The sequence below is a fragment of the Pseudomonas sp. NUPR-001 genome, assembly GCF_052147955.1.
Classification (GTDB): Bacteria; Pseudomonadota; Gammaproteobacteria; order Pseudomonadales; family Pseudomonadaceae; genus Aquipseudomonas.
On record NZ_CP197353.1, the window covers coordinates 257,160 to 268,939 of the forward strand.

At 60.8% G+C, this 11,780-nt stretch carries 13 protein-coding genes; 8 read left to right on the forward strand and 5 right to left on the reverse strand.

The window, feature by feature from the left end; all coding sequences use genetic code 11:
• Positions 1 to 55 precede the first annotated feature (55 nt).
• From tauD to tauA, 4 genes are all read right to left on the reverse strand, one after another.
• A complete protein-coding gene (tauD, locus tag ACP6KB_RS01120; protein WP_442111456.1) occupies positions 56 to 889 on the reverse strand; it encodes a taurine dioxygenase in 834 nt (277 codons plus the stop codon).
• A 19-nt stretch (positions 890 to 908) separates the two neighbouring features.
• Positions 909 to 1,748 (reverse strand): taurine ABC transporter permease TauC, encoded by an 840-nt coding sequence (gene tauC / locus ACP6KB_RS01125; protein ID WP_442111458.1) that lies wholly within the window; start codon positions 1,746 to 1,748, stop codon positions 909 to 911.
• Complete coding sequence (tauB, locus tag ACP6KB_RS01130) at positions 1,745 to 2,539, reverse strand: taurine ABC transporter ATP-binding subunit (protein ID WP_442111460.1); 795 nt, start codon at positions 2,537 to 2,539, stop codon at positions 1,745 to 1,747. The genes tauC and tauB overlap by 4 nt, the downstream gene beginning before the upstream one ends.
• A 75-nt stretch (positions 2,540 to 2,614) precedes the next feature.
• A complete protein-coding gene (gene tauA, locus ACP6KB_RS01135) occupies positions 2,615 to 3,589 on the reverse strand; it encodes a taurine ABC transporter substrate-binding protein (RefSeq protein WP_442111462.1) in 975 nt (324 codons plus the stop codon).
• Positions 3,590 to 4,044: 455 nt separating this feature from the next.
• Between tauA and ACP6KB_RS01140 the strand changes: the two genes are divergently transcribed.
• From ACP6KB_RS01140 to ACP6KB_RS01175, 8 genes are all read left to right on the forward strand, one after another.
• Positions 4,045 to 5,379: an OprD family porin gene (locus ACP6KB_RS01140; RefSeq protein ID WP_442111464.1), complete on the forward strand. Its 1,335-nt coding sequence runs from the start codon at positions 4,045 to 4,047 to the stop codon at positions 5,377 to 5,379.
• Positions 5,380 to 5,537: 158 nt separating this feature from the next.
• Positions 5,538 to 6,176, forward strand: a complete 639-nt coding sequence (locus tag ACP6KB_RS01145) for a peroxiredoxin (RefSeq protein WP_442111466.1) — start codon at positions 5,538 to 5,540, stop codon at positions 6,174 to 6,176.
• A gap of 200 nt (positions 6,177 to 6,376) precedes the next feature.
• The gene (ssuE, locus tag ACP6KB_RS01150; protein WP_442111468.1) at positions 6,377 to 6,970 is read left to right on the forward strand and encodes an NADPH-dependent FMN reductase; all 594 of its coding nucleotides are present in this window, start codon (positions 6,377 to 6,379) and stop codon (positions 6,968 to 6,970) included.
• A gap of 93 nt (positions 6,971 to 7,063) precedes the next feature.
• Positions 7,064 to 8,029, forward strand: a complete 966-nt coding sequence (locus tag ACP6KB_RS01155; RefSeq protein WP_442111470.1) for a sulfonate ABC transporter substrate-binding protein — start codon at positions 7,064 to 7,066, stop codon at positions 8,027 to 8,029.
• A 58-nt stretch (positions 8,030 to 8,087) separates the two neighbouring features.
• Positions 8,088 to 9,236: an FMNH2-dependent alkanesulfonate monooxygenase gene (gene ssuD, locus ACP6KB_RS01160; protein WP_442111472.1), complete on the forward strand. Its 1,149-nt coding sequence runs from the start codon at positions 8,088 to 8,090 to the stop codon at positions 9,234 to 9,236.
• Positions 9,237 to 9,246: 10 nt separating this feature from the next.
• On the forward strand, positions 9,247 to 10,041 hold the full coding sequence (gene ssuC, locus ACP6KB_RS01165) for an aliphatic sulfonate ABC transporter permease SsuC (protein WP_133216432.1): 795 nt from the start codon (positions 9,247 to 9,249) through the stop codon (positions 10,039 to 10,041).
• On the forward strand, positions 10,038 to 10,850 hold the full coding sequence (ssuB, locus tag ACP6KB_RS01170) for an aliphatic sulfonates ABC transporter ATP-binding protein (RefSeq protein WP_442111474.1): 813 nt from the start codon (positions 10,038 to 10,040) through the stop codon (positions 10,848 to 10,850). The genes ssuC and ssuB overlap by 4 nt, the downstream gene beginning before the upstream one ends.
• A gap of 18 nt (positions 10,851 to 10,868) precedes the next feature.
• Positions 10,869 to 11,084 carry a TOBE domain-containing protein gene (locus ACP6KB_RS01175; RefSeq protein ID WP_010221227.1) on the forward strand — a complete coding sequence of 72 codons (216 nt, stop codon included), beginning with the start codon at positions 10,869 to 10,871 and terminating at the stop codon, positions 11,082 to 11,084.
• 47 nt (positions 11,085 to 11,131) lie between these two features.
• Here ACP6KB_RS01175 and ACP6KB_RS01180 read toward each other — a convergent pair whose 3' ends face one another.
• Entirely contained in the window at positions 11,132 to 11,779 is a 648-nt protein-coding gene (locus ACP6KB_RS01180) for a TetR/AcrR family transcriptional regulator (protein ID WP_442111477.1), read from the reverse strand.
• Between the last annotated feature and the right edge of the window lies 1 nt (position 11,780).

Sequence of the window (11,780 nt, forward strand, 5' to 3'; positions counted from 1 at the left end):
ACAGAGGGATGACAACCCAAACTGTGGGAGCGGGCTTGCCCCGCGATCTACCCTGTCAAAACGGCGCATCCCCGAGAATCGTCGCCCGATGCATCACCCGCCGCTGCGGCCGGTAATCATCCACGGCGTAATGCTGGGTGACGCGATTGTCCCAGAACGCCACGTCGTTTTCCTGCCAGCGCCAGCGAATGGTGAACTCCGGACGCGTGGCGTGGGCGAACAGCAGCTTGAGGATCGCCTCACTCTCCGCCTCGCTCAGCTCATTGATCCGCGTGGTGAAGCCTTCATTGACGAACAGCGACTTGCGCCCGCTGACCGGGTGAGTGCGAATCACCGGGTGTGACAACGGTGGATTGTTGCGCCGCGTTGCTTCCCAGCGCTGCAGATCTTCAGGGGTGGTGCCGAAGCGCTCCAGCGGAAATGACTTGGTGAAGTCATGGGTTGCGGTCAAGCCATCGAGCAACTGCTGCAGTGGCGCTGACAACGCCTCGAACGCAGCAATGCCGCTGGCCCACAAAGTGTCGCCACCATACGCCGGTAGCTGCTTGGCGCTGAGCACCGCGCCCAATGCCGGGGTGGGCAGGAAGGTGACGTCGGTGTGCCAGATGGCATTGTCGCGCACATCGGTAACGGCGGTGTCGAGCACCAGCACCTGCGGGGTTTCCGGCACATTGGGGTAGATCGGGTGAATGTGCAGGTCGCCAAAGCGTGCGGCGAACGCGGCCTGTTGTTGCGGACTGATCGGCTGGTCACGGAAAAACAGCACCTGATGCTTGAGCAGGGCGTGTTCGATCGCGTCACGCTGTTCGCTGTTGATCTCGCGGTTCAGGTCAATACCGCTGATCTGTGCGCCGAGTGCAGTGCTCAGCGGAGTAATGGTCAGGCTCATGGTTGTTCTCGACTTGTCTTCAATGACTCTGGCCGTGCCAGGGCACCAATTTGCGCTGCAGGGCGCGCAGGCTCATTTCCAGGGCGAAGGCGATCAACGCGATCACCAGGATGCCCAGTACCACCACATCCGTAACCAGGAACTGCGCCGCCGACTGCACCATAAAGCCCAGGCCGCTGGTGGCGGCGATCAGTTCGGCGGCTACCAGGGTTGACCAGCCGACACCGAGGCCGATGCGCACGCCGGTCAGAATGTCGGGCAGGGCGCTGGGCAGAATGACGTGGCGCACCAGCTGCGCACGGGTAGCCCCCAGCGATTGCGCCGCGCGCAGCTTGGCCGGGTCGACCGTGCGCACGCCGGTGGCAGTGGCAATGGCAATCGGGGCGAAGATCGCCAGGTAGATCAACAGCACCTTCGACAGCTCACCAATACCGCACCAGATCACAATCAGTGGCAGGTAGGCGAGGGGCGGAATCGGCCGGTAGAACTCGATCAGCGGATCGAGAATGCCGCGGGCGATACGGTTGTGACCAATCGCGATGCCAATCGGAATGGCGGTGACAATCGCCGCAGCCAGCGCCAGGCCGATGCGCCCCAGGCTTGCACCGAGGTGCTGCCACAGGGTCGATTCCATATAGCCTTGGGTCAGCAACAACCAGGCCTTGCTCAACACCGCCTCAGGAGACGGCAAAAACAATGGCTCGATCCACTCGGCGGCGGTCACCGCCCACCACAGCAGGAGCAGCGCGGCGAGGGTCAGGCCGCTGATCCAGCGGGTGCTCAGGGAGCGTGGGGTTACCGCAGCCGATGTTGAGGGGCTGCGCTGTTTGGCCGCCACCGGCAGGTCCAGGCTGCTCATGCGAACTCCTGCCGCGGTGCGGCGCTGCGTTGAGAAAACACCCGGCTCAGCACGTGCTCGCGGGTTTCGATAAAGCGCGGGTCAGACTTGATCGCCCGGGCCGACTCGCCTGCGGCATAGCGCTGGCCGAAGTCCAACTGCAGGCGTTCGACAATCTGCCCGGGGTTGGGCGCCAGCAGAATCAGGTCGGTGGCGAGGAACACCGCTTCTTCGATGTCGTGGGTAATCAGGAACACCGGTTTGGCGGTGCGCTGCCAAACCTGCAACAGCAGCTCCTGCATCTGTTCACGGGTAAAGGCATCGAGGGCGCCGAAAGGCTCGTCCATCAACAGCACCCGCGGATCGGCCGCCAATGCACGGGCCAGGCCCACGCGCTGCTTCTGGCCGCCAGACAACTGCCAGATGCGTCGCGCGCCGAAATCGGCCAGGTCGACCAGGGCGAGTATTTCCCGGGCTTTGCGCTCACGCTCGGGGCGTGGCACACCGGCCAGTTCAAGGCCGAAGGCGACGTTGCCGAGCACATCCTGCCAAGGCAACAAGGCATCGTCCTGGAACACCACGCCACGCTCGGCACTCGGCCCTTGCACCGGTACACCGTCGAGGGTGATACGCCCGCTGCTGGGGGTGACGAAACCGGCAATCAGGTTGAGCAGCGAGGTCTTGCCGCTGCCCGAAGGGCCGAGGGCCACCAACAACTGCTGTGGGCCCAGGCTCAGGTTGATATCGGCCAGCACCGCGTCGGCGGCGCCGGGGTACTGTGCGCTGATGCGCTCCAGCTCTAGCAATGCCATGACAAACTCCGATCAATTGGCTGCGGGATCGCGGGGCAAGCCCGCTCCTACAGTGGGCTTGCCCCGCGATACAGATCACTGCACGAAGCGCGCACTCACAAACGGTGCGTAATCCGGCAGCACGGCCTCGACCTTGCCCTGCTCCTTGAGGAAGGTTGCGGTGTTGGTAATCGCCTGAGTGGTCGGTGTACCAAGCGCTACGACCTGATCGGCAGCCAACGGGTAAACGTTGCCTTGCAGCAAGGCTGGAATGTCAGTGGCCTTGGCGCCGGAAAGCTTGACCAGCTTGTCGACGTTGCTCTGATTGGCCAGCCAGGCTTGTGGATCTTTGCGGTAGTCGGCGTAGGCATCGAGGGTGACTTTGGCGAAGGCTTTGACGATGTCCGGATGCTTGGCAGCGAAGTCCTTGCGCACAATCCAGGCGTCGAAGGTGGGTGCGCCTTTCTCGGCCAGCTCACCCGAGGTAATCAGCACCTTGCCATTCTCTTTGGCCACACCCAGGGCTGGGTCCCATACGTAAGTGGCATCAATGTCACCGCGCTTCCAGGCGGCGATGATCGCTGGTGGCGCCAGGTTGAGGATCTGCACCTTGGCCGGGTCGATGTTCCACTGCTTGAGTGCCGCCAGCAGGCTGTAGTGCCCGGTCGATACGAAAGGCACGGCGATCTTCTTGCCGATCAGGTCTTGCGGCGAGTTGATCCCTGCACCCTCACGGGCCACCAGCGCTTCGGCCGCGCCGATCTGGGTGGCGATCAGAAAGGTTTCCACCGGCAGCTTGCGGGTAGCCGCGGCCGCCAGTGGGCTGGAGCCGAGGTAGCCGATCTGCACGTCGCCCGAGGCCACGGCGGTGATCACATCGGCGCCGCTGTCGAATTTGCGCCAGTCGATGCTGGCCTTGCTGGCTTTTTCATAGTCGCCGTTCACCTGGGCGACTTTCGCCGGGTCAACGGTGGTTTGGTAGGCGACGGTCAGGTCGGCCGCCTGAGCGAACCAACTGGCGCCAGCCAGGGTCAGGGCGGCGAACAGGCGCAACGGAGCGTGCAGGGTCATGGTGAACTCCTTCTCAGGCGGGTCGGTGAGAGACGATGAGATGGAGACTAAATGATCTAAAAATCTAAAAATAAATAACTTTTTAGCATTAGCTTAGGAGCCAATCGCTTTAAGGCGACTGGCGTGGCGCCGAACAGGACTGCGAATGGTTTGATCTAACAGGGAGAGCGCTAATAGCCTTTAGGAATTAGCTTATGTGCCGATAACGACAGCGGAGAAAATATCGGTTCATATTCCGTAATAATCTGAAAATTTACGAAATAAGTCTTTTTGGATTTATAGGATTGTCATTATCCTTGACCGCAATGGCTGGCGCATTAGACCAAAGTAGTGAAATGAATAGTTACGATTGACTTGACGGTCACGCTTTGGTGCTAATCGCCAATCGACGTCGAGCGGGACGATAGATCCTGCCGTAAGCGACACACAAAAATTAGAAATCAGAGGAGCAAAACATGTACAAGTCGACCCTGGCATTCGCCGTGGCCGTAGGGGTGCTTGCCCAGCAAGCAAACGCTGCCGGTTTCGTTGAAGACAGCAAGCTGTCGCTCAGTTCGCGGACCATGTATTTCGATAACGACGACCGTGAAACCGGAGGCTCCAGCAGCCGTGAGTCTGGCCAAGGGTTCAAGCTGGATTACCTGTCCGGCTACACTCAAGGCACCGTAGGCTTCGGTGTTGACGTTCAGGCGCTGTGGGGTATTCATCTGGATGGTGGCAAAGGCCATCACCCGAACAGCAGTACTTTCTTCCCAAGCGATTCCGACGGCTCGGCTGTTGATCAGTGGGCACGTATCGGCGGTAACGCCAAAGCGCGTTTCTCCAAAACTGAAGCCCGCTTCGGCAGCGCCTTGGCACCTAACCTGCCAATCCTGGTTGCCAACGACGGTCGTCTGCTGCCACAAACCTTTGAAGGTGGCACCATTCAGTCGAAGGAAATCGACAACCTGACTCTGAACGCCGGTCAGCTGACCCACGCCATGGGTCGTGCGTCGAGCAACCGTACCGGTCTGGCCGTTGCCGGTGGTACTCAGGACAGCAACAAGTTCCAGTTCGCTGGTGGCGACTGGAAGGTCACCAAAGACCTGACCCTGCAGTACTACTACGCAAACCTGGAAGACTACTACAAGCAGCACTTCCTGGGCCTGACCCACGTTTTCCCGATTGCTGAAGACCAGTCCTTCAAAACCGACCTGCGCTACTTCGACAGCAGCAGCGACGGCGCGAACGGTGATGCCACTCACTTCTTCAACAACAACGGCGGTTATGCCAAGAACAAAGGCGAGGTCGACAACAAGACCTGGAGCGCCATGTTCACTTACACCCTGGGTGGTCACTCGTTCTTGCTCGGTCACCAGCAGGTCGGTGATGACGGTGGTTTCGTCTACCTGGGCCAAGGTGATGTCTTGCGAGATGGCACCAACCGCAACGAAGGCAACGGCGGTTCGAGCTTCTACCTGTTCACCGATAGCATGATCAACTCCTTCGTTCGTGCTGGCGAGAACACCACGTTCGGTCAGTATGCGTATGACTTCGCACGACTGGGCGTGCCGGGCCTGAAGGCTTCGGTCAACTACCTGCGTGGTGATGACGTTCGTTACAAGTCTGGCAACGGCACTTATGACGAGTGGGAGCGTGACGCTCGTGTCGACTACGTCATTCAGGAAGGCGCCCTTAAAGGTCTGGGCGCCAGCCTGCGTCACGGTGTTTACCGTGGCGAAGGCAGTGAGTCTGCTCGCGACCAGGACCAGACCCGCCTGATCTTCAACTACACTTACAGCTTCATGTAAGTCCGGTTGAAACGAGAAGCCTCGCCTAGTGCGAGGCTTTTTTTTACCTGCTCGCCAATAGCGTTAAAAGTTATAAATAAATCAATATTTATTCTTTTTGTTTTTATCACGGTGCAGGCACAGTAACCCCATCACGTACTCAGCCAAGGAGCCGCACCATGAGCCTCAGACTCGGCGATATCGCCCCCGACTTCGAACAGGAATCCAGCGCCGGCAAGATCCGTTTCCATGAATGGCTGGGTAACAGCTGGGGCGTGCTGTTCTCGCACCCGGCCGACTTCACCCCGGTGTGCACCACCGAGCTTGGCTTTACCGCCAAGCTCAAGGAGCAGTTCGCCGAGCGCGGGGTCAAAGCCATTGCCCTGTCGGTAGACCCGGTGGATTCGCACCACCGCTGGATCGAAGACATCAACGAAACCCAGAACACCATCGTCAACTTCCCGATCCTGGCCGATGCCGATCGCAAGGTGTCCGACCTGTACGACCTGATTCATCCCAATGCCAGCGACACCCTGACGGTGCGCTCGTTGTTCGTGATCGACCCGAACAAGAAGATCCGCCTGACCATCACTTACCCGGCCAGTACCGGGCGCAACTTCCACGAGATTCTGCGGGTGATCGACTCGCTGCAACTGACCGACAACCACAAGGTGGCCACGCCGGCCAACTGGCAGGACGGTGACGAGGTGGTGATCGTGCCGTCGCTCAAGGATGAAGACGAGATCAAACAACGCTTTCCAAAAGGCTACCGGGCGGTCAAACCGTACCTGCGTTTGACCCCACAGCCTAATCGTTGATGAGCTGATCGCGGGGCAAGCCCGCTCCCACAGAACCTGTAGGAGCGGGCTTGCCCCGCGATTTTTTCAATAGCTCGAAAACGAATAAACAAATGAAAAAATATGATTTATTGATATATGCGGCAGGCTGTTAAGGTCACTGCATTCCAGCGAGAACTCAACCTCGCGGCCTTTTAGAACACGATCAAGGATACGCGCCAATGTTGGTTGTTTCTGTCGGTGGTAGTCCCAGCCTGCGCTCACGCTCCGGTGTATTGCTTGAACGCAGTCGCCAGTGGCTGCAAGGTCAGGGCGTTGAAGTGGTGACGTTCCATGTGCGCGACTTCCCTGCCGAAGACCTGCTGCATGCGCGATTCGATAGCCCCAAGGTGCAGCATTTCCTGCAATTGGTAGAGCAGGCTGACGGCCTGATCGTCGCCACACCGGTGTACAAGGCATCGTTTGCCGGTGCGCTGAAAACCCTGCTCGACCTGCTGCCTGAGCGCGCCCTGAACCACAAGGTGGTATTGCCCATCGCTACCGGTGGCAGCATCGCCCATATGCTGGCGGTGGACTACGCCCTCAAACCGGTGCTGTCTGCGCTCAAGGCCCAGGAAACCCTGCAAGGGATCTTCGCCGACGACAGCCAGATCGCCTACGGCCAAGGCAGCGCTGCCGCGCAATTGGCACCGGTGCTGGAGCAACGCTTGCACGAATCGCTCGAACTGTTTCACAGCGCCCTGGCACGCCGACCGAAACCGGTCGCGCCCGGTGTACTGAACGAACGCCTGCTCAGTGCTCGCTGGAGCATCTGAGTTTCCTCAACCGTTTTACTGCAACTCCCACCTTACTCGCCCGCCAACGGGCAAGCAGGTGCAGCCTGAACCCAACCGCAAAAGGAGAGCGCTATGCGCACTGTCATTTTGCGTCGTGGTCTGGTCGCTCTGTTTGCTGCGGCTGTGTCCTTCGGCGCTATTACTCAAGCTCAGGCAGAAAGCCTGCGTATCGGTTATCAAAAGTACGGCACCCTGGTGCTGCTCAAGGCCAAAGGCTCGCTGGAGAAGCGCTTGGCCGCCCAAGGCATCCAGGTGCAATGGACGGAGTTTCCCGGCGGCCCGCAGCTGCTGGAAGGCTTGAACGTCGGCTCCATCGATTTTGGTGTCACCGGTGAAACCCCGCCCGTATTTGCCCAGGCCGCCGGTGCCGACCTGCTGTATGTCGCTTACGAGCCGCCCGCGCCACACAGTGAAGCGATCCTGGTGCCCAAGGGCTCGTCGATCCAGTCGGTGAAAGACCTCAAGGGCAAGAAAGTCGCGCTGAACAAAGGCTCCAACGTGCACTACCTGCTGGTCCGTGCGCTGGAAGATGCCGGCCTCAAATACTCCGACATCCAGCCGGTGTTCCTGCCGCCTGCCGATGCCCGCGCCGCTTTCGAGCGTGGCAGTGTCGATGCCTGGGTGATCTGGGACCCCTATCAGGCCGCTGCTGAACAGCAATTGCAGGCCCGTACCCTGCGTGACGGCAAGGGCATCGTCGACAACCACCAGTTCTACCTGGCAACCAAGCCTTACGCGCAAAAACACCCTGAGGTGATCAGCGTGCTGGTGGACGAAGTGCGTGCGGTCGGCGAATGGTCGAAGGCCAACCCGCAAGAGGTGACCGATCAGGTTGCGCCGCTGCTGGGCTTGCCAGCTGACATCACCCTGACTTCGGTGAAACGCCAGGGTTACGGCGCTCACTTCCTGACCCCGGATGTGGTCAGTGCCCAGCAGAAAATCGCCGACACCTTCCACACGCTCAAGCTGATTCCCAAGCCGTTGAGCATCAAGGATGTGATCTGGACTCCCCCGGCCAAGGTTGCCACCGCGCCTTGACGATTTGCCTGCGCCGGGCGCTGTGCCCGGCTTGCGTTCCCTTTAGGAGACAACTCCAATGAGCCTCAACGTTTTCTGGTTTCTTCCTACCCATGGCGACGGCCACTACCTGGGCACCGCTGAAGGTGCGCGTGCGGTCGATCACGGCTACCTGCAGCAAGTCGCCCAGGCGGCCGATCGCTTGGGTTTTGGCGGTGTGCTGATCCCGACCGGTCGTTCCTGCGAGGACTCCTGGCTGGTTGCCGCGTCGCTGATTCCGGTAACCCAGCGCCTGAAATTCCTGGTTGCCCTGCGCCCCGGCATCATCTCGCCGACCGTGGCGGCACGGCAGGCCGCCACCCTCGATCGGCTGTCTGGCGGCCGGGCGTTGTTCAACCTGGTCACCGGCGGTGATCCGGAAGAGCTGTCCGGCGACGGCTTGTTCCTCAGCCACGAAGAGCGTTATCAGGCCTCGGTGGAGTTCACCCGCATCTGGCGACGGGTGCTGGAAGGTGAAACCGTTGACTACGACGGCCAGCATATTCAGGTCAAAGGCGCGAAACTTCTGTATCCGCCGATCCAGCAGCCGCGTCCGCCACTGTATTTCGGCGGCTCTTCGGAAGCGGCACAAGACCTCGCCGCCGAGCAGGTCGAGCTGTACCTGACCTGGGGCGAGCCACCGGCGGCGGTGGCCGAGAAGATCGAGCAAGTACGCGCCAAGGCCGCCAAGCAAGGCCGCACGGTGCGCTTCGGTATTCGCTTGCATGTGATTGTGCGTGAGACCAACGCTGAAGCCTGGCAGGCTGCCGAGCGTCTGATCTCGCACCTGGACGACGACACCATTGCCCGCGCCCAAGCCTCGCTGGCGCGTTTTGATTCGGTGGGCCAGCAACGCATGGCCGCACTACACGGCGGCAACCGCGACAACCTGGAAGTCAGCCCCAACCTCTGGGCCGGAGTTGGCCTGGTGCGTGGTGGTGCCGGTACCGCGCTGGTGGGCGACGGGCCGACCGTGGCGGAGCGGGTCAAGGAGTATGCGGCACTGGGTATCGATACCTTCATTTTCTCGGGTTATCCACACCTGGAAGAATCTTACCGGGTCGCCGAGCTGCTGTTCCCACACTTGGATGTGCAGCGTCCTGAACTGCCGAAAAGTGCTGGCTACGTGAGCCCATTCGGGGAAATGGTCGCCAACGACATCCTGCCCAAATCCGCAGCGCAGCGCTGAGGGTACGGCCATGAGTCGAGCATCCACTCCCTGGCCGCAGCGCCTGGCACCTTGGGCGCTGCCGTTGCTGCTATTGGCGGTCTGGCAACTGGCAGTCAGCGCGGGCTGGCTGTCAACGCGCATCCTGCCGGCCCCCAGCGCAGTCTTCAGCGCAGGCGTCGAATTGGTACGCAGCGGTGAAATCTGGACCCACTTGGCGATCAGTGGCTGGCGCGCGGCGCTGGGCTTCGTGATCGGTGGTTCGATCGGCCTGGCGCTGGGCTTTATCACCGGCCTGTCGCGCTGGGGCGAACGCCTGCTCGACAGCTCGGTGCAGATGATCCGCAACGTGCCGCACCTGGCGCTGATTCCGCTGGTGATTCTGTGGTTCGGTATTGATGAGTCGGCGAAGATTTTCCTGGTGGCGCTGGGCACCCTGTTCCCGATTTACCTCAATACCTACCACGGTATCCGCAACGTCGATCCGGCGTTGGTGGAAATGGCGCGCAGCTATGGCTTGTCCGGCTTTGAGCTGTTTCGCCAGGTGATTCTGCCGGGGGCCTTGCCTTCGATTCTGGTCGGTGTGCGTTTTGCCCTGGGCTTTATGTGGCTGACCCTGATCGTTGCCGAAACCATTTCGGCCAACGCCGGCATCGGCTACCTGGCCATGAATGCCCGCGAGTTCCTGCAGACCGACGTCGTGGTCCTGGCGATTGTGCTGTACGCCGTGCTCGGCAAATTGGCTGATCTGGCGGCACGTGGGCTGGAGCGGGTCTGGCTGCGCTGGCACCCGGCGTATCAACCGACCCGGGGAGAAGGCGCATGACCCTCCTCAAAGAAGCACCTCAGCACTTGCTGCGCGGTATTCCGCTGGCGGCCAACAACCTGCAGAAAACCTTTGGCCAGCGCACCGTGCTGCGTGACATCGACCTGCATATTCCTGCCGGGCAATTCGTGGCCATTGTCGGCCGAAGCGGGTGCGGCAAAAGCACCCTGCTGCGCCTGCTTGCCGGGCTCGATCAACCAACGGGCGGTGAGCTGCTGGCAGGCTCGGCGCCGTTGAGCGAAGCGCGCGAAGACACTCGTCTGATGTTTCAGGAAGCGCGTTTGCTGCCGTGGAAAAAGGTTATCGACAACGTCGGCCTGGGGCTGTCAGGCAACTGGCGCCCGCAGGCCTTGCAAGCCCTGGAGGCAGTCGGCCTGGCCGAGCGCGCCAATGAGTGGCCGGCAGCCTTGTCTGGCGGCCAGAAGCAGCGTGTGGCGCTGGCCCGTGCGCTGATTCACCAGCCGCGCCTGTTGTTGCTCGACGAACCACTGGGCGCGCTCGACGCCCTGACGCGCATCGAGATGCAGCAACTGATCGAACGGCTGTGGCGTCAGCATGGCTTCACCGTATTGCTGGTTACCCATGATGTCAGCGAAGCGGTAGCGGTGGCTGACCGGGTGATTCTCATTGAAGACGGCGAGGTGGGGTTGGACCTGACCATCGACTTACCCCGCCCGCGTGTCCGCGGCTCCCATCGCCTGGCGGCGCTGGAAACCGAAGTTCTCAACCGCGTTCTCTCGGTTCCGGGCGCACCGCCCGAGCCGGAACCCGTAGCACCTTTGCCAACGCAACTGCGTTGGGCTCATTAATGTGAAGGAAGCAAAGCGATGACTATCAAAGCGATCAACGTACGTAACCAGTTCAAAGGCACCGTGAAGGAAATCCTCGAAGGGCCGGTGCTGTCGGAAATCGACGTGCAGACGGCCTCGGGTATCGTCACCTCGGTGATCACCACCCGCTCGGTGCGTGAATTGGAACTGACCATTGGCAGTGAAGTGATTGCCTTTGTGAAGTCCACCGAAGTGTCCATCGCCAAGCTGTAAATCTGGTAGGAGCGGGCTTGCCCCGCGATAGGGGTGTATCAGTTACATCACATCGCGGGGCAAGCCCGCTCCCACTTTGGCAGGAACGGCGGCAGGTACAACCCCAGGTAGGCATCGAACACCCGCATGCCTTCTTCAGCCATGCGCGGGGTAATCTGGCCGTGCAACTGCACCGAACGGGCATACACCCGGTCACCCAGTTCCATCGCCAGCGCGAATACATCCACATCATCCGGTAGCACCGGCAACTGGAAATGCTGGGCAAACAGCTTATGCATCAGCGCGCCCAGCTCAATGTCGTGCTGACGGTCAGCCTGGGTCACTTCGCTCAGACCATGCTGGGCCAGAATCAGCTGACGCGCAGCGGCATCTTCGTTGTAGATGCTCAGCATGCGCTGCTCAACCAGCCGCGACAGGTCGTGCCAGGTGTTGAGTGTCGAGGCTTCGATCGGCGCCGCCAGGCACGCCCGAAACGCGCCATGCACATCGGCCGTCAACGCTTCGAGCAACGCCGGCACACTGGCGAAAAAGTGATACACCGACGACGGTGGAATCTGCGCGCGCTCGGCAACGCTGTAGATCGACAGGCTGGCCACACCCTCACTGGCCAACAGGGTGCGGGCCGCCTCAAGGATCGAGTCGATCCGCGCCTGGCTGGCGGCGCGGGGTTTGCGTGGGGTGACAGTGCGGCTCATG